An 18331-nucleotide genomic window follows, 5' to 3' on the forward strand; every position below is an offset into this window, starting at 1 on the left:
ACGAGATGAAAAGATTATATAGCATTTTAATCGCAGCAGCTTTATTAAGCGGTTGCGCCAAAAACCTGGACGAATATAATATCGACCAGAAACGGGCTACTGTAGTGCCTGCTGCTACGCTGTTTACAGCGGCGCAGAAAAGTTTTGCAGATGTACTGACCAGTCCGAGTGTAAACACAAACGTATTCCGTTTCTATGTTCAGCAATGGACAACCACAGAATACCTGGATGAGCCAAGATATAACTTGTTAGCCAGACCATTGCCACAGGCATTCTGGAGTGCAATTTATAAGGATGTACTGAGCGACCTGAATGAGTCTAAAAGAATCATCAATGCTGATGCCCTGATGAATGCTGATGTGAAATCAAATCAACTGGCGCAGATTGGGGTAATGGAAGTATTGGCATGGTCTACACTGGTAAATACTTTCGGTAACATTCCCTATTCTGAATCTTTGAACATCAACAACGTTCAGCCTAAGTATGATGATGCTGCTACAGTATATGCTGATTTACTGGTACGTCTTGATGCGGCTATTGCTGGATTTAAACCTGCGGCAGCTGGTTTTGGTACTGCCGACTTAATTTACAGTTCAAACGCAGCTCCTATTGCTGCATGGGTTAAATTTGCAAACTCTCTGAAGTTAAGACTAGGTCTTATTCTTGCAGATAAAGATGCTGCAACAGCAAAAAGAGTAATTGAAGCTGCGGCTCCAAATGTTCTGGCTTCTGCGGCAGATAATGCACGTTTCCCTTATACTACTTCTACACCAAACAATAACCCTATTTCAACAAATGCAAACAGAGCTTTAACATCAAGAACTGACTATATTGCTGCAAGTGCTTTAGTTGACAGGATGAATACACTGGCAGATCCACGTCGCCCAGGCTTCTTCACTACTGTTGGTGGTGCTTATGTGGGTGGTTATTACGGTTTCTCTAACTCCTATGCAAACTTCTCTACCATGGCTACAAGAATTACAGCATATGATTTTGAAGCTTTGTTGTTAGATTATCCTGAAACTGAATTTGCATTGGCAGAAGCAGCGGAAAGAGGATTTGTTGTCCCTGGAACTGCTGCATCACATTATAACAATGCGGTTACTGCCTCTATCGTTTACTGGGGTGGAAGTGCTGCCGCTGCTGCAACTTATCTTGCACAGCCAGCTGTAGCTTATGCAACTGCTTCTACAAATTATAAAGAGAAAATCGGTAACCAGAAATGGATCGCTTTGTATAACCGTGGTTACGAAAGCTGGACTGAATGGAGACGTTTGGATTTCCCTGTGCTTGCTCCACCAAGTGCTGCAACTGCGCCTCCGGGACAAAGTGTACCTTCTGGTTTAACCATTCCGGTACGTTTGATCTATCCGATCAACGAGCAAACATTAAACGGTACTCAGAGAGCTGCAGCTGCTGCAGCAATCGGTGGCGACTTAGTAACAACCAAGTTATTCTGGGATGTTAACTAGGAACCTATGATTCCTTCTATATAGAGGATATAAAAAATCCCGGGAAATTCGTTTCCCGGGATTTTTTTATGAATATCATTTGGACACAAAAAAACCGCTTCCTTTTGGAAAGCGGTTTTTTTAGTGGGAGATACTGGGTTCGAACCAGTGACCCCCTGCTTGTAAGGCAGGTGCTCTGAACCAGCTGAGCTAATCTCCCTTCGGTTCTGCCATTTGTATTCAGCATGACTGCTGTTTCTCAAATAAAAACCCCTCAAAAGGTGTCTGAAGGGTTTATTTGGTGGGAGATACTGGGTTCGAACCAGTGACCCCCTGCTTGTAAGGCAGGTGCTCTGAACCAGCTGAGCTAATCTCCCCTTGGTTCTACTCTTTCGCTTTTCAGCCAGCTGAGTAAGCTGTTCCCCGTTGTTGGGAGTGCAAATATACACCTCTAATTTAAAACTCCAAAACTTTTCGCATATTTTTATGATAACACATCAAGAAGTACCTGATGCGATTTTATTTCTCCAAAAGAAGCGGTGTGTAAGGTGTAGTAAACCAGTATTTTATCCAAAATCAGTCGCCGGGTGGTATTGTCAATTTTTATTTCAGATAAATTTTCAAAAGGGGTACTGAAAAGCGAAATAAACAACAATGCCGGTGTTTTTTCGATAAAATAGGGGTGCAGAGGGGGCAGGGATTTAAATTCACCTTCCTGCAGGTCGAAAAAACTCTGATTGCTCTTGGTTTGCGTGCTTGGGGCAAAACCCAGGAAGCGTGAAAGTTTTAACAGAAAGGCCAGGTGAAAGTTGGCGCCTGCATTTTCGGATTCGTCATACCAGGATATGGCGTTAAAGATATAGTCGAAGATATTTTCATCCGCATTTTGCTGCCGTATACTTTTATACAGCACCTCGTTTAAAAAGATCACAATGGTACTTTTAATGATATCGTAGGGGATGGTGCGGAAAACCGGTGAAGGGCGGAGTTCCGAGATACGCTGGATGCTGGTGTTGGCTTTGTGGTAAACCACCATGTCTACCAGGTGCAGGGGCTGCAGCATGTTCATCCTGATCTTTGCCTTGGGTCTTTTCACGCCGTTGATCAGGTAGGACTGAATCCCAAACTTTGCCGTAAAGATTTGCACTACCACACTGCTTTCACTGTACAGCGTAGTTTTTAAGACGATACCGCGGGTTTTGTGCAGCATGTCAGATCAGCTTTGGAATAAAAATAATAGCCCCTGAGATCACCGCAATACCTGCCGCAACGAGGACTGCGCCTGCAGCAACATCTTTGACCTTGCCTGCCTGTGCATTAAAACCCGGCGAAACCAGGTCGACCAGCAATTCTACCGCTGTATTTAAAAGTTCTGCTACCAGTACCAGACCAATGACGATGACGATGCAGGTCCACTCGGCGGCCGACAAATGAAGATACCAGCCGGCAATCCCTACCATAGCAATCGCAGCAAGATGAATCCTGAAGTTCATTTGTGTTTTTGCAGTATAAGTGATTCCGGATAACGCATATCCAAAACTTTTTACTAATCTTCGCATATCATTTTAATATTGCCTCAAACGTATAAATTATAACTATTATTTGATGTGATGCACTATATAATCACTTTTTTACCTTCTCAACACAATTATTCGTTGAGTAAACAGTTTATTTGTGTACTTGTTACACTTACCCTTTTGTTAAACCAGATACATATATAAACCAGATTCATTAATTTAAACATGGAAATCAGTACTCCCGTTAAAAAAACCAGTTCAGTTATCCCTCTCATTACAATGACACTTCTTTTCTTCATGTGGGGCTTTATCACCTGCATGAACGATATCTTAATCCCGCATCTGAAAGAGATGTTCAGCTTAACTTTCCTGCAGTCGATGCTCGTTCAGTTTGCCTTTTTCGGCGCTTACTTTATCGGCTCCCTGATTTATTTCATGATCTCTTATTATAATGGTGACCCCATCAACAAAGTTGGTTATAAAAAAGGAATTATTTCGGGTGTAATCCTGTCCGCTATCGGCTGTTGCCTGTTTTATCCTGCAGCCAGTATGTCTGTATATGGCGTATTCCTTGCGGCCCTGTTTGTTCTGGGCCTGGGCTTTACCATCCTGCAGATCACTGCAAATGCTTACGTTACGCTGCTGGGTCCTGAAGAAAGTGCTTCGAGCCGCTTAAATCTTACCCAGGCTTTCAATTCATTTGGAACAACGATCGCTCCGGTTCTGGGAGGCCATTTGATCTATACCTTATTTTTAGTTGATGGTAAAGTTACCGCCGATTCTACACGTATTCCCTATCTGATCTTTGCCGGTATCCTGATTGCCCTGGCGGTAATCATCAGCCGTGTGAAACTGCCTTCTTTCAGTTCTGAAGAATCTGCTGAAAGAGGACTGGGTGCCTTAAAGTTTCCGCAATTGAAAATGGGCGTGTTCGGGATTTTCTGCTATGTAGGTGCTGAAGTGGGGATCGGAAGTTTACTGATCAGTTTCATGGCACAGGAGGATATCATGAACCTGCCGGAGGTGGTGAGCAAAAACTACCTTGCCCTGTACTGGGGTGGTGCGATGATCGGAAGGTTCCTTGGAGCGATCTCCCTGAGCAGCCTGGCACAGGCAAAGAAATTCATTTATATGATCCTTGCTGCTGCAGCGGTTTATGCCGTGGTATTCAGTATCGTAGACCTGACCTTTGCACAAACGAGCTTCTTTATCATTTTTATTGTTCTTAATATCGTTGCTTTTGTCATCGGTAAATCTGCCCCTGCGCGTACGCTCGTATTGTTTGCGGGTGTAAATATCGCACTGCTGCTGATCTCAGTATTCAGCAAAGGCAGTATGGCTTTGTATCCGATTTTAGGTATTGGTTTGTTTAACTCGATCATGTTCTCAAATATTTATACGCTGGCTATTTCAGGTTTGGGTAAATATGTAAGTCAGGGTTCATCACTGCTGGTGATGGCGATTTTAGGTGGTGCGCTGGTTCCGGTGATTCAGGGCGCGATGGCCGATTCTATCGGTATCCAGAACTCGTTTTTCCTGCCTGTAGCCTGTTATGCCTACATCCTGTTCTTCGGTTTATACTGTATGAAACGCGTACAAGTGTCACTAGACGGACCGGTAAGGGTAAATCATTAAAGTATGTCTCTTGAAAAACAGGAACTCCATCCCAGGAATTTACACCGTTCGCGGTATGATTTCCCGGAATTAATTCAAAGTTACCCGCAGTTGGCGCGTTTCGTGTTTACGAATCCCTATGGCGACCTGTCTGTAAATTTTGCCGACCCTGAAGCGGTAAAAACATTGAATGCCGCTTTGCTAAAGCATTTTTATGGGATTGTAAACTGGGATATCCCAGCAAATTATCTTTGTCCCCCCATACCCGGCAGAGCCGATTATATCCATTACCTGGCAGATTTGCTGGCTGCAGGAAATAACAATGTCATCCCCACTGGAAACAAAGTGCGAGTTTTGGATATTGGGGTAGGTGCCAACTGCATCTATCCGATTATTGGTCACCAGTCCTACGGCTGGCAGTTTGTAGGTTCTGACGTAGATAAACGGGCACTCAGTTCGGCTCAGAATATTGCGGCTGTAAACCCGGCCTTAAAAAACGACCTGACTTTCCGCCTTCAGCACTCCGCAGCTCATATTTTTAAGGGCATTGTAAAGCCCGGAGAATTATTTGACATTACCATGTGTAATCCACCTTTTCATACTTCTGCAGAAGAAGCGCAGATGGGCTCGCAGCGTAAAGTAAGAAATCTGGGGAAACAAAAGGGGAAAGAAGTAGTGCTGAACTTTGGCGGACAGCATGCTGAACTCTGGTGTAAAGGTGGTGAAGTGGAGTTTATCAGGAAGATGGTGCGGGAGAGCGCTGAGATCGGCAGTCAATGCCGCTGGTTTACAACACTGGTTTCCAAAAGCGCCCATTTGCCGATGGTATATGATGCGATTGACAGGGCAGGAGCTACTGCAGTGAGAACGGTTGGCATGTCGCAGGGACAGAAGCAAAGCCGTTTTGTGGCATGGAGTTTTTTAGTAACTTTAAGCCATGATCTATAAACCTACCTATCAGGCAGCGCGCATTATTGCTACAAAAGTTGAAGCTATTTTTGCCGGGCATCTTGACACTGCCAGGGATAGTGGGGAAGAAGATCTTGCACATTTGCCTTCGGCAGAGATCGTGGAGGCTATTCTCGATGCTGCTTTCTGGGCGAGTATACGTAAGGAAGAGGGACATTCGCCAAAGATTTCACTGGCCTTTTTACCGCCGGTACAAGCGGGAAATCCACTGCTTTTCAGACAGCGCCTGCCTTTAACGCCTACTACGCTGGTGAAGATTGCGCCCGGTATTGAGCGTGCGGGAATTCACCTGGGCATCTGGCTGGAGGATGACGGATTGTATATCTGGGGAACAACCACCAGTATCCCGAATTTCTGTTTTGTCGTGGATGTTTCTGAGCCGGCATTGCTGGTGATCAAACACAGGCGTATATACGGTTTTGGCAAATTCACCAACATCGCAGTACTCAAGGGTGACCAGATTAAAATTGTAGATGGCGATACGACAAGACTTCCGGATTGTCCGCCGATTTTATTATCATTATTAGACCTTACCGCGCCTTCGTACTGGAACGATACCGTAAATGTGATGATCCAACTGGCCGTATCCATGCGCTCGCATCAGCGTGGCGGGACATTGCTCGTGGTGCCCCATGGTACAGGAAGCTGGTTACAGTCGATCGTCAAGCCTATCCAGTATGGCATACAGCCTGCCTTTGTGGGCCTCTCCAACCTGTTACGGCAGGAACGTAAGGAAGCGAGCCAGATCTTCTGGCAAACGGCTTTGAGAAGGGAAGTAGAGCATCTTGCGGGCCTTACTGCCGTAGATGGAGCTACGGTAATTACTGATGAATTTGAATTGCTGGCTTTTGGTGCCAAGATCGGACGTGCCAAGGGAAAGGATGCCATTGAGGATATCTCTTTTGTAGAGCCTATTGCCGGTGGCGGAGCAGTGACCATGCATGCTGCAAAAGTGGGTGGCACAAGACACCTTTCGGCGGCGCAGTTTGTACATGATCAGAATGATGCCATCGCCATGGTAGCTTCACAGGACGGGCATTTCACCATCTATTCCTGGGCTGCATCTCAGGAGCGTGTTCAGGCCCATCGTATTGATACCTTACTGCTGTAGGGGCAAAAAAAAAAGCACCCGGTATCTCCAGGTGCTAAAAATTAATCTATTATTTAGGTTCTTATGTGATATAGATCAGGAGAAAATAATCGCTCCTGCGACGGTGACTACAAATAATACGACCATTACGATTCTGTCTACACTTACCCATTGTTTGTGAGTTAATGCTTTTTGTTTTGTCTCACGCTCTTGCCTTGCAATTGCGGGGAAAAGAAGATTCATTTTAGCCAGCATAGAATTGATGTTTTTAGTAGGTACCAGATTAAGTACAAACGCTGCGCCAAAACCCTGGCCTATACTAAAATGTTACTAATTCTTTCTTTGTGTTGACAATGCTTTTGTAATGATGATCATAACCTTGATTTTTAATATGTTGAAACATATAGATGTACTATTTATGCAACGATTTCCGCAGCACACTGTTCTTTTTTCCATAACAGTAATAGATGATAAGACCCAATGCCAGCCATACAATCAGACGGAGCCAGGTTTCCCATGGCATAAACACCATCATAGCTAAACAGGTCAGAATACCGAGTATAGGAATCAGCGGAACCAGAGGAACTTTGAAGGGACGCTCAGCATCAGGATCGGTCTTTCTCAGGATCAGAATACCTACACAAACCATCAGGAATGCCAGTAAGGTGCCAATGCTGGTCATCTCGCCTACTACAGTAATAGGAACGAAAGCTGCGAAGATGGCGATGAAGCCACAGAGCAAAATGTTTGATTTATAGGGTGTCTTGTATTTAGGATGCACCTCTGAAAATACTTTTGGCAGGAGGCCGTCGCGGCTGATCGAATAGAACATCCTCGACTGCGCCATGAGATCGATGAGAATCACTGAAGTATAACCGATCAGGATGGCCAGGATGATGGCCTGACTGAGCCAGGCGAACGGAGTTTTCTCAATCGCTATGGCTACCGGTGCACCACTGTCGGCAAATTCCTTGTAGTTTGCCAGTCCCGTCATCACATGCCCAAACAAACCGAAGAGTACAGTACATACCAGCAATGAACCCAGTATCCCGATAGGAAGGTCCCTTGATGGTTTCTTAGTCTCCTGTGCTGATGCGGCTACGGCATCAAAGCCGATGAATACAAAAAATACCAATGCTGCTCCGCGCAGCACGCCACTCCAGCCGAAATGACCAAACTCACCGGTGTTCTGAGGAATATAGGGTTTATAGTTTGAAGGATCGATGTATCTCCATCCGAGTGCAATAAATACGAGCACTACGCCCACCTTCAGGAATACGATGATTCCATTGACGATGGCAGAGCCTTTGGTACCGCGAATCACGACAAGGGTCATGAGGACGACAATGAGGGCTCCGGGAATGTTTATCCAGCCATGTACGATAGATCCGTCGCTGAGTTTCGCCGTTTCAAAAGGCGACAGGGTAAGCTGTGCAGGGAGATAGATATCGAAAGATGCCAGAAAACGTGTCAGGTACTGGGACCAGCTGATGGCTACGGTAGCACATCCTACTGAATATTCAAGGACCAGGTCCCAGCCAATGATCCAGGCAAAAAACTCGCCCATAGTGGCATAGGAGTAGGTGTAGGCGCTGCCTGCTACGGGGATCATGGAGGCGAATTCTGCATAACATAATGCAGCAAAGCCACAGCCGAGGGCGGCAATGATAAATGAAAGGGTAACGGCAGGTCCGGCATAATTTGCAGCGGCAAGCCCTGTGATAGAGAAAAGTCCGGCGCCGAGCGTCAGTCCTACGCCAATCAGAATCAGGTTTACAGGTCCCAGGGTTCTTTTGAGCGACTGGTCTGAGTTTTCCGCGGCTTCAATTCTGATGAGGTCAATAGATTTTTTGAGCATAAAATCTTAATCATTTTTAATCTGCAAAAGTAGAATATTGTTTCCATGATATCCTACTGTTATTGTAGTATTAAAATAATAAAAAATATTCTTCCTGATAATCAATGTGTTGTGTGTGTCTTTCTGGTACGTATAGTACTATGTATTGCATATTACTGTTTTAAACACATAACTTTGTTTTATGATAGCAGAAAATACACAAACACAAATGCGCAAGGGCATACTCGAATATTGTGTGCTCCTGATCATATCAAGGGGAGAGATCTATGCCTCTGATATTATTGCAGAACTCAAATCAGCCAAGCTTCTGGTAGTGGAGGGCACTTTATATCCGCTGCTCACCAGGTTGAAGAACAACGGGCTGCTCAATTATAACTGGGTGGAGTCTACGGGTGGGCCCCCGCGGAAATATTATACGCTCACTCCGGAAGGTGTTTCTATACTTTCCCAGCTGGATGGTACCTGGCAGGAATTGTCCTTCGCCATTGCACAATCAAAAGAATCAAAGAAAAATTAACCTCAGACTATGAAAAAGACACTAAACATCAATATCGGCAACTCGATCATCCATATCGAAGAGGATGCCTGCGAACTGCTCAATACTTACCTGATTGAAGTTAAACAGCATTTTGGCAAGAGTGCCGACGACTTTGAGATTGTCAGTGATATCGAAAACAGGATTGCCGAGATGTTTTCCGAAATGCTGCATACGCAGCAGAAGCAGGTGATTGAGCTGGCAGATGTGCAGGTGGTGATTGAACTGATGGGATCGGTAAAAGATTTTGAGAATGAATCCGCAGAGGAGGAACCGGAACCTTACCGCAATGCTCATTCCTCGGGCTTCGGGGAGAGGAAGATCTTCAGGGATACCGAGGAGGCAATGGCAGCGGGGGTTTGTGCGGGCTTAAGTCATTACCTGCGGATGGATGTAAGTATATTGAGGATCATTGCGGTGATGACTGTTTTTCTGGGTGGCTCGGGTTTGATTGCCTATCTGATCCTGTGGGTATCGATACCAAGGGCAGTAACGCGCGCCGAGAAGATGGCCATGAAAGGGGAAGCCTTCAACCTGCAGGGTTTCAAAAGGAACTTTGAAGAGGAGATGTCCAATCTGAAAGATAGTTTCAGGAATGCGGGCGACCATATGCGGCCTTTCGTTAAGGAGTCGGGTACATTTGTGACAGAATTTGCAGAGGTGCTGGGCACTTTTATAAGAACAGCCGGGAAGACGATCCTGAAGTTTATAGCGATTGTCATAATGATCAGCGCATCCATGGCTTTGATCTCTGCCCTGATCAGCGTTGCTGCGCTGCTTGGTTTCTGGGATTCTTCTACCACGGAGATCTTTCCCTTAAACATTGTTGATAAAGCGTATTTCAGCACTTTTGTTATTGCGGCACTGTTTGTTGTTATCATCCCGCTGTTTTCGCTGATTCTGCTGTCTATCCGTGTGGCATTCAACAGCCGCAGCATCAACAAGATGTTTTCCTATGCCTTGCTGCTGTTATGGATCTGTGCCTTGTCTGTAGCTATCTTTTATACCGCCAAGATCAGCACTGAATTTAAAGAAGATGCCGAGTTTACTCAGAATGTTCCTGTGAAAGCTTATCCGCTATATACACTGTCTATTGACAGATCACGCTTTTTCAGCAGGGAAGACAGTCTGCGTTACCAGCTGAGTGCAAAAGAGTATACGGGCAGGATTATTCAGGATGACAAAAGTGGGCCATTTAAGGCGCCCAGAAATGTGAGTATCAGGATCGAGAAGAGTGAAGGAACTTTACCATCACTTACGGAAAGCTACAGCTCACAGGGGATAAACTTTGAAACGGCATTGTATCATGCTAAAAATATACATTATGATTTCACACAGAAAGATTCTGTGCTGAAGTTTAGTCCGCAGTTGCACCTGATGAAAAATGTAAACTGGCGTAATCAGCAGGTTAAACTGGTGCTGAGAGTTCCGGTTGGGGTTAAACTGAATATCGACAGGGATCTCGACCGTTACCTGCAGGGTTATTCTCTATGGGATTGCGGGGATGAGGAACACCGCGAGGAACCTTATCAGGCGATCATGACTGCTGAGGGGCTGAAGTGCGTTTTTGATCAGTAGGATCTGGTAAAAAAACAACATAGCCTAATTGATGCCTTTTGCTGCGTTTCAGCAGCAACCAGCATTGATTAGGCTATGTTGTTTTTTTACTTTACAGTGTAACGGTACACAAAGCGGCCCACGTTACCATTGATATCCACGCCTTCGATCACGGCCCTGTAGGTACCTTTACCATCAGAATTGTAAAACTCAACAACAGTATCTCCTGCGGCGTTGGTTACAATTTTCGGGTTCCAGTAGATCGTTGTTCTCAGATCATTACCGGTATAAGAACTTGTTTGTGTAGTATATTTCGGAGAGTAGAAATCTTTAGCCCTGGTATATCCTTTAGGCGTAAACTTGAGGATGTTGTTTTGCGGCATCATCTTTTTCAGGTCTGCCAGTGTCATATTTGATTTCTCTACCTTTTTCGTATTGATCACGATCACACCATTACACTGGTATTGTTTGAACACCAGGCCAAGCTGATCCTGAGTAAATATCTCTACCGACTCCACATCCTTCGGCATGACACTATTCACCGAGATGGCATCCACGGCATTTCCGTTGATAAAGATCTGCGCCGGAGTTCTGTCACCCTGGTTATAGCTGCGGCTCACATAGAATTTGTCGGTATCAAAAGTCATCCCTGTAGCAAATGTCTTCAGACACATCAGCAGGTCGTTACAATCCTGCAGGCGTTCGCCTGCCACTGTGTGATCCGCCATCATACTTAAGCCCGTTAAGGCAATGTGGTCTGCATGACTTGGTTTTTTCACTGTCGCCCCGGTAATCTTTACCTCCTTTAAGGTGCGCAGGTTGCTGTATTGTTTTTTACTGTTGTCCAGGTACGAAGATAAAGTACTGTCAATGTTCACCTGTTCAACGGCTGCTGCAGGGTTTTTCGTTATTTCCGGTATGAATGGCGCATCCAGCATGATCATGTTGTTGTTTCCTGCACCGTAATTGGCATTGATCACCAGTTCGGCACCATCTTCAAAAACCAGGTTTTTGAAGGTGAAGACACCCATGTTGGTGGTGAGCGCCTGTGAAGAAAGCGTTCTGCCCGGACTTGTTAAGCGGAGCCCGGCCTTTTTCAGGGGCATCCCCGTTCTGTCTCTCAGGGTACCCGTAAAGGTAATACCTTCCTCAGGCATGAAGTTCGTCACCGGGAATTTGTTGGCCAGGATCTCCTTATAAGAGAAGCGGCGGTAGGCCTGTGTCAGCATCAGCACATCCAGTTCCTGACGTTTTTTCTCATCGGTTTTAATAAAATAATAATTCGGGCGTTCCACATAACCTTGCAGGTCTGAAGTCAGCAGCAGCGAACTTAAGATCGTTGTTTCAGTATTTTCATCAACAGGTACCTTCTGCAGGTCTGTCACACTGAGGGAGAAATCCCCAACCAGGCGGGTGGTAGAATCCTTAGCTGATATGGTCATCCTAACTTTTTGTCGTGGTTTGTAGGCAGGCAGGTCAGATTTCAGGCTCAGATTCATACCGTCTTTGCGCAGCACAAAAAACATCCTTTCACTTACCGGCTGTCCGTCTGCTCCAAACAAAGTCATCTGGATGATCCCTGAAGGGAATTTATCGGCAGGGATTTTAGCTGCAGTGACCTGCGTTGACAGTTTCGATTGTGCCGCATAATAAACCCTTCCGCCGTTCTGTGCTACGATGGAAATGCTTTTTCCCTGATTTTGCTGGAAGTAGGCATCGTTTGCAACGATTTTGAAGTTCACCACATCCGGGTTAGTTGCATTTACCTGTATCGACATGCCAGATTCAACGGATTTTGGCAGATTGAAAGTCTTTTTCGTACCATCTTTGAAGGTGATGTTTGCTTTATAGGTTTTACTGCCTTCAGCATTCAGGTAAAAAGAGCCCATTCCCAGGTGCGTTGAGCTGAAAGTAGTGATCTGATTGCCATCATTATCCGTCAGTACACCGGTAAGTTCTATGCCCAGACCTTTCTGATTGATTGCCTTAAAGCCTATTTGTGTAGGTACACCCTTTACCAGCTCTCCGCCTTCAGGAAAAAACTGGATATCATTGTTTCCTACAACCGGCTTCAGCACAAATGAAGCAGTTACGGGAGGATCCTGAGGACCCATATTTACCTCCGTAACCAGGTTTCCCGTGGTGATTGGCTCATTTTTGCGGGGACTGATGCTGAGTTTTAAGATCCCGCTCTGGTCGGTCACCCCCTTCCCTCTGCTTACCACTTCATAATTTGAAGTGACGCTCCAGTTGACAGCCTTTCCTGCCACCGGTATTTTATCCAGGTTTTTGAACTGGATTTTTGCATTGATGACCTGACTTTTATCGGTCTGTGTATTGTTATAGCTGATATGTGTGATCACCTTTTTGTCGATCGCTTCTCCGATCGGGATGTTCTTGGTGAAGAAATACTCCGGTCCGGCATTGAACATCCATACCGTATAGGCCCTCACATGGTAATTGTCCTGTTTGATATTGACCATGTCCAGGTCCAGACTTCCGTAGGCTACGCTATTGGTTACGGGTAGTTTGAGTGATTTTACAATAGAGTCCTGGCTGTTGATCAGGTCCACATACACCACCTTGCTCAATGGTGAGGGCACATTCTGTTCAAACGTCAGGTATGCCTTAAAATACATCGTGTCAGCTACGCTATAATAAGGTTTATCGAAATGCAGATAGACCTTTTCTGCAGGATAGCGCTCGGCAATGATCTTGGATTTGTTAAGAATGTTGCTTAAAATGGCGGTGTCCTGCTGGGCTGATGCACTTATACTTATAGAAAAACAAAGTATAAAAAATGCAAATGATAATTTTAAGTAGTTCATGTATTTCTGATAATGCGGAATTAATGTGCTAATATATTGATTTAAGCAAGAGCTTGCCTATGTTGCTAAAGTCTTTAACATATTTTGACATTTAAAAAGAGGCACTGTAGCGGCCCTGATTACGAAAAAGGGGAACCAGATTGCCCTGATTCCCCCTTTTTTATCTATTGTAAATTCTTAGTTAAAGTCGATCTGAAACTGGTTGGCAGGAGTACGTACCTTTTTCAGATTTACCAGCCAGTCGCCTTCCTGTGCGCGATAACCCAAAGCAAGGATCGTCACACTGCGCAGACCTCTTTCATGCAGTCCCAGCAGTTCATCCAGCTGTGCATTGTTAAAACCTTCCATCGGAGTGGCATCAACCTGTAAAAGTGCGGCCTCAGCAATGGCAGTTCCAAAAGCGATGTAAGCCTGTTTTGCTGTATGTGCCTGGTTTTGCTCAGCTGTTTTACCTAAAAGGCCACCAGTTAATTGCACTTCATAATCTGAAGGAGCATCATCAGGCAATCCACGTTCCTGTGCGGCATGAGAGAAAACAGACCTGATTCTTTCTTCAGTATAGTTATCCCATGAGGCAAAGATCAACAGGTGAGAAGCATCTGTAATTTGCGGCTGACCATAAGCGATTGGTTTAATCTTCTCTTTCAGTTCAGGATTGGTCACCACAATCACTCTGAAAGGCTGCAGACCTGATGAAGTAGGTGCCAGGCGGGCTGCTTCTATAATCTGATCAACTTTGTCTTGCGGAACTGCTTCTCCGCTCATTTTCTTTGTTGCGTATCGCCATTTCAGCGCGTCTAATAAGCTCATAATTTCAATTTTCAAGATTAGGTAAACCGTTCAAACAATAGTTGTTAGAACTTGTTACAAAGGTATAGTTGTTGCAACGTGAATTATATAGTGGAGACCGTTTTTACTTTTAAATTACAGATTGCGAAATATCGTCCTGAAATGAAGATTTCTCAGAAAAAACTGGCTCTTTTTTTTGGCGGTGATCTAATTAATTGCTAAACTCGTATATTGTTATGCGTGCATAGGATCTTACCCGTTAACAATGAAGACAACTAACCAAATATTATGAAAAAGAAATTACTCATTTTTTTACTGGGCTTGCCCTTTCTTGGCTATTCCCAATCTTTTCAGGTCAACCTTCAGGGACAAAAGCAAATTGCCATGGGCGGTGCCGGAACGGGTGCTGCATTAGATGAAGCTTCCGTGTTCTTCAACCCCGGAGCAGTATCCTTTCTGAAACAAAATGGCGTACAGGCGGGGATCAGTCCCATTTTTCTGAAAACATCTTTCAGGGAGAGCGGATCAAACATCACGGAGCATAATAAGGATAAGATTGCCACACCTATTATGGGGTATGCAGTATTTGGTTCACCATCCAACCGTCTGCGGTTCGGACTCGGCATCTATACGCCTTTTGGTGGTGCCATGCACTGGGACGAAAACTGGACGGGAAAATATACGGTTACTTCGCTGGATCTGAGGGCAATATTTGTACAGCCTACATTGAGTTATAAAATTACTGACCAGATCGGGATCGGTGCCGGACTTGTCTACTCCAATGGTCATGTAGACCTGAGAAGAGCAGTACCGCTGACCTTAAACAACGGGCAGTCTGGTATGGCAAAACTTGAAGGCAGTACACATGATTTTGGCTGGAATGCGGGGATTTATGTAGAAACGATATCGGGTGTTTCTATCGGTGTTACCCACCGCTCTTCAGTAAACGCGAGAGTGAAAAACGGGGATGCCACCTTTGATATACCAGATGCGCTCATCAGCAGTTTCCCGACAAAATTTAATGCAACGCTGCCACTTCCGGCAACCTCTACTATTGGTTTCGGATTTTATCCATCTGATAAAACTACCATTCTGTTTGACGCCAACTGGGTTCACTGGAACAAGTATAAAGATCTCTCTTTTGATTACGATAACAATAGCAGGATCCCTGATTCGGATTCACCGCGGAATTATCACGATGCTGCGGCACTGCGACTGGGTTTCCAGAATCAGACTACGGCGAAGCTGGTACTGCGCGCAGGTGTGGGTTATGCTTTTACTCCTGTTGGCAAGGGTTATGTAACGCCGGAAGTGCCGGATGCTGACCGTGTCCTGCTGAGTGCCGGTCTGGGCTACAAGGCATCTGAACGGTTTAACATAGACCTTTCATTCCTCTATGAAAATGTGAAATCACGGACGGAAAGGAATATTGAAACCAACCTTGACGGATCTTTCAAAACTCTTGTTTATATCCCGGGGATCGCACTAACCTATAAATGGTAATCTTAAAGACAATATCATGAAACCTATATATATCATCAAAAATATTTTTGTCGTGGCCGTACTGGCTATGGCATCCTGCAAGCCAGAGTTTAAGGAAGTTGTGCCTTCCAAAGGATCGGCAGATTTTTCGCGGTATATCGCCGTGGGTAATTCACTCACTGCCGGATATGCAGACGGTGGCCTGTATCTGGAGGGGCAGCAAAACTCCTATCCGGAGATGCTCGCCGGACAAATGAAAACTGTGGGAGGGGGAGACTTCTTTACGCCTTTCTTTACTCAGGCCCAGGCTAACGGCTCGGGTTATCTGAAGCTGACCAGTTTTACTGCAACGGGCAATCCGGTGATCACCACTGAAACCAGCAACCTGGCAATACGTGCACAGGTAACAGACCCTACCTTTGGCCCTTTAACCTATTACACAAAGTATACCGGTGACATAAACAATTATGGTGTGCCGGGGATCAAACTGCTGCAGATCACAACCCAGGAATATGGGAATCTGAACGGATATTTTGAGCGCTTACTGCCAAATACGCCGCCTTCAAACAGAACGGCATACCTGGATTTTGTAACGGCAAAACCATTTACTTTTTTTAGTATGTGGTTAGGTAATAACGATATCCTCCTGTATGCAACAACTGGTGGTGCCGGAGATGTACCTACACCGAAAGCAACATTCTCAGCGCTGTACAATGCGGCAGTTGGTAAGCTTACCGGCACTGGTGCCAAAGGGGTGGTAGCTACCATTCCGGATGTGCTGAGTACACCTCATTTTAATACCGTTACTTTACCAGTACTGCTGGCCACGGTTAGGGCCACAGCTCCTTCTGTAAATGCATTGTACATCAGGACCGGGGCTGGCACAACACGGGCGGCAACTGCACAGGATCGTTTTGTGCTTCCGCTTGGATCTGCTGGAGTAATTGGTGTTCCTACCGGAGGGGTGCCTTACGGATTGAGTCCTCTGAACCCAATTGAAAGCAAGTGGGTGCTGGATCCGGAAGAGATTGCAGTGGTTAATGATTATGTGTCGGCCTATAACGCCACGATTAAGTCTGTCGCTGCCGCCAAAGGTCTGGCAGTAGTAGATGCTTATGAATTGCTGAAAGAATACAGTGCTGGTAAAACGGTCAATGGTGCAACAGTAAGTGCAGCTTTTGTGACCGGCAACCTGTTCTCACTGGATGGTATTCACCTCACGCCAATGGGATATGCTATTGTAGCCAATGCTTTTATCAAAGCGATCAATACGCAATATTCATCAAGTATTCCAATTGTGGATATTACCAAATACAGGGGTGTGAAATTCCCTTAATAAAAAAAGGCTGCAGTATACCTGCAGCCTTTTTTTATTTTTCCCATCGGGCAATCATTTCGCTATGGTCCCTGCGTTCCGTATTGCTGGCCATGAAATCACTGGTATTCACATTTTGGTTTCCCAGCACAAAATGCTCGGTAGTTTTACCTCTTAACTCCAATTTTGAATCGCCTGCAGTTACGGTATAAAGGCTCGTGGTATTTGCCTTAATGCGTCCGAAAGCATTATCTCTGAGGATGACCTGCAGATTCCTGAGGTTTACTTTCCCTAAGGAGCGGATTTGGGCATGATCTGTAGCCTCTATACAATAGATATCTTTAAAATATACCGTTACCACCAGAGGGATGATTTTGTTGGAACTGATACGGATTTTGTGTCCTACCTTTGTGATGGAGATGTCTCCCGGATCACCCTCGTCAAGGGTTATCTGATTTTTCCTGCTCTGAACAAAATACACGATGGTATTTCCGGTCACGATTACGCTTTTAAAATCCTGACGCAGGCTGTCCCTTACGGACCGGCAGTGATTGCTTGTTTCTGCCGCATGTGTAGCGGCAATTGTTAACCATAAAAAAATGGTTGTTGCTAGTGTTTTCATATCTGTTTCTTTTGACATTCTTTGTGAAAGCATGCGTGTTAGTCGTCTTGTTTTCAGTTAATTATCGTGTCAAAGTAACAGCTTTTACAGTTGCTGTAAAATCCCCGATAAGGGTGCTAATCGTTGATGAAATCCCCCCGCACAGGGGGATTTCGATCTGCCGGATTAAATTCTTTCCAGGAAAAAATAGAAGAGGTTTCCGTTTTGATCACGGGCATCTTTACCATCTCTTATACCTATGAGGGTATCCTCATCCACTTTTCTGAAATGCGCCAGAATAGGCACACCATCATAAACCAGTGCGGTAGAAACCTTACCTCTGTATTCTACAGGCCAGATGCTAGCTTCACCATTCATCGACTCCGTATCAGAAAAGAGCGTGCCGTCTTTGCTGAGGCAGATCAGTGGCTGTACATCCAGCTGTGAAATGAAGGTTTTTCCATACCAGCCAATACCTTCCAGTGCAGCCACAATAGGATGACCGGTCTTAAGCTCTCCACCTGTCCATTCGCCAAGAATCTCTTCGATACTGATCGGTTCCAGTGTGTCATAAAAGGTATCCAGATCTTCCGGATTTAAAACTGATTCAGCGTTTTTCAGGTTTTCAAATTTTGCTTTTGTGCTCATTTCTTTTCATTTATGTATATCCAAAGGAAGAGAAATCTCAGTATAGCAAAAATCCCCTAAAAAGGGGATTAGAAGTT

At 45.0% G+C, this 18331-nt stretch carries 15 protein-coding genes and 2 tRNA genes; 8 read left to right on the forward strand and 9 right to left on the reverse strand.

Features of this window, described 5'->3' with window-relative positions:
• Positions 1 to 5: 5 nt before the first annotated feature.
• Entirely contained in the window at positions 6 to 1472 is a 1467-nt protein-coding gene (locus tag OQY15_RS07130; protein WP_265789477.1) for a SusD/RagB family nutrient-binding outer membrane lipoprotein, read from the forward strand.
• Positions 1473 to 1596: 124 nt separating this feature from the next.
• Here the strand turns inward: OQY15_RS07130 and OQY15_RS07135 are convergent.
• The 4 genes from OQY15_RS07135 to OQY15_RS07150 form a co-directional block, all read right to left on the reverse strand.
• Positions 1597 to 1671 (reverse strand) — tRNA-Val (locus OQY15_RS07135).
• A 79-nt stretch (positions 1672 to 1750) separates the two neighbouring features.
• A tRNA-Val gene (locus OQY15_RS07140) sits at positions 1751 to 1828 on the reverse strand.
• Positions 1829 to 1935: 107 nt separating this feature from the next.
• Positions 1936 to 2661 carry a DNA repair protein RecO gene (recO, locus tag OQY15_RS07145; protein WP_265789479.1) on the reverse strand — a complete coding sequence of 242 codons (726 nt, stop codon included), beginning with the start codon at positions 2659 to 2661 and terminating at the stop codon, positions 1936 to 1938.
• A 1-nt stretch (position 2662) separates the two neighbouring features.
• The gene (locus tag OQY15_RS07150; protein ID WP_265789486.1) at positions 2663 to 3010 is read right to left on the reverse strand and encodes a diacylglycerol kinase family protein; all 348 of its coding nucleotides are present in this window, start codon (positions 3008 to 3010) and stop codon (positions 2663 to 2665) included.
• 183 nt (positions 3011 to 3193) lie between these two features.
• Between OQY15_RS07150 and OQY15_RS07155 the strand changes: the two genes are divergently transcribed.
• Genes OQY15_RS07155 through OQY15_RS07165 form a run of 3 tightly spaced genes read left to right on the forward strand, consistent with a single transcriptional unit; the run spans position 3194 to position 6662 of the window.
• Complete coding sequence (locus OQY15_RS07155) at positions 3194 to 4603, forward strand: sugar MFS transporter (protein WP_265789488.1); 1410 nt, start codon at positions 3194 to 3196, stop codon at positions 4601 to 4603.
• A gap of 3 nt (positions 4604 to 4606) precedes the next feature.
• Positions 4607 to 5530, forward strand: a complete 924-nt coding sequence (rlmF, locus tag OQY15_RS07160; RefSeq protein ID WP_265789490.1) for a 23S rRNA (adenine(1618)-N(6))-methyltransferase RlmF — start codon at positions 4607 to 4609, stop codon at positions 5528 to 5530.
• Positions 5520 to 6662 (forward strand): putative sensor domain DACNV-containing protein, encoded by a 1143-nt coding sequence (locus OQY15_RS07165; RefSeq protein ID WP_265789492.1) that lies wholly within the window; start codon positions 5520 to 5522, stop codon positions 6660 to 6662. The genes rlmF and OQY15_RS07165 overlap by 11 nt, the downstream gene beginning before the upstream one ends.
• Before the next feature lie 391 nt (positions 6663 to 7053).
• On the opposite strand, the gene OQY15_RS07170 is transcribed toward OQY15_RS07165, so the two are convergent.
• The gene (locus OQY15_RS07170; protein ID WP_265789494.1) at positions 7054 to 8499 is read right to left on the reverse strand and encodes an amino acid permease; all 1446 of its coding nucleotides are present in this window, start codon (positions 8497 to 8499) and stop codon (positions 7054 to 7056) included.
• A gap of 181 nt (positions 8500 to 8680) precedes the next feature.
• Here OQY15_RS07170 and OQY15_RS07175 point away from each other — a divergent pair, with 181 nt between their 5' ends.
• Positions 8681 to 9016, forward strand: a complete 336-nt coding sequence (locus OQY15_RS07175) for a PadR family transcriptional regulator (RefSeq protein WP_265789497.1) — start codon at positions 8681 to 8683, stop codon at positions 9014 to 9016.
• A gap of 9 nt (positions 9017 to 9025) precedes the next feature.
• Entirely contained in the window at positions 9026 to 10612 is a 1587-nt protein-coding gene (locus OQY15_RS07180; protein WP_265789499.1) for a PspC domain-containing protein, read from the forward strand.
• Positions 10613 to 10698: 86 nt separating this feature from the next.
• Here the strand turns inward: OQY15_RS07180 and OQY15_RS07185 are convergent, their stop codons facing one another.
• Together OQY15_RS07185 and OQY15_RS07190 are read right to left on the reverse strand one after the other, a co-directional pair.
• A complete protein-coding gene (locus tag OQY15_RS07185) occupies positions 10699 to 13419 on the reverse strand; it encodes a carboxypeptidase regulatory-like domain-containing protein (protein WP_265789501.1) in 2721 nt (906 codons plus the stop codon).
• A 177-nt stretch (positions 13420 to 13596) separates the two neighbouring features.
• The gene (locus tag OQY15_RS07190) at positions 13597 to 14229 is read right to left on the reverse strand and encodes an NAD(P)H-dependent oxidoreductase (RefSeq protein ID WP_265789503.1); all 633 of its coding nucleotides are present in this window, start codon (positions 14227 to 14229) and stop codon (positions 13597 to 13599) included.
• Positions 14230 to 14496: 267 nt separating this feature from the next.
• On the opposite strand from OQY15_RS07190, the gene OQY15_RS07195 reads away from it, so the two are divergent.
• Positions 14497 to 15711: an outer membrane protein transport protein gene (locus OQY15_RS07195; protein WP_265789505.1), complete on the forward strand. Its 1215-nt coding sequence runs from the start codon at positions 14497 to 14499 to the stop codon at positions 15709 to 15711.
• Between the two features lie 16 nt (positions 15712 to 15727).
• Entirely contained in the window at positions 15728 to 17026 is a 1299-nt protein-coding gene (locus OQY15_RS07200) for an SGNH/GDSL hydrolase family protein (protein WP_265789507.1), read from the forward strand.
• 34 nt (positions 17027 to 17060) lie between these two features.
• Here OQY15_RS07200 and OQY15_RS07205 read toward each other — a convergent pair whose 3' ends face one another.
• Positions 17061 to 17627, reverse strand: coding sequence for a DUF2807 domain-containing protein (locus tag OQY15_RS07205; RefSeq protein ID WP_265789509.1), 567 nt, complete (start codon positions 17625 to 17627; stop codon positions 17061 to 17063).
• Positions 17628 to 17792: 165 nt separating this feature from the next.
• Positions 17793 to 18254: a DUF4334 domain-containing protein gene (locus OQY15_RS07210; RefSeq protein ID WP_265789512.1), complete on the reverse strand. Its 462-nt coding sequence runs from the start codon at positions 18252 to 18254 to the stop codon at positions 17793 to 17795.
• Positions 18255 to 18331: the final 77 nt, after the last annotated feature.

This window comes from Pedobacter sp. MC2016-15 (assembly GCF_026239695.1).
Lineage (GTDB): Bacteria > Bacteroidota > Bacteroidia > Sphingobacteriales > Sphingobacteriaceae > Pedobacter.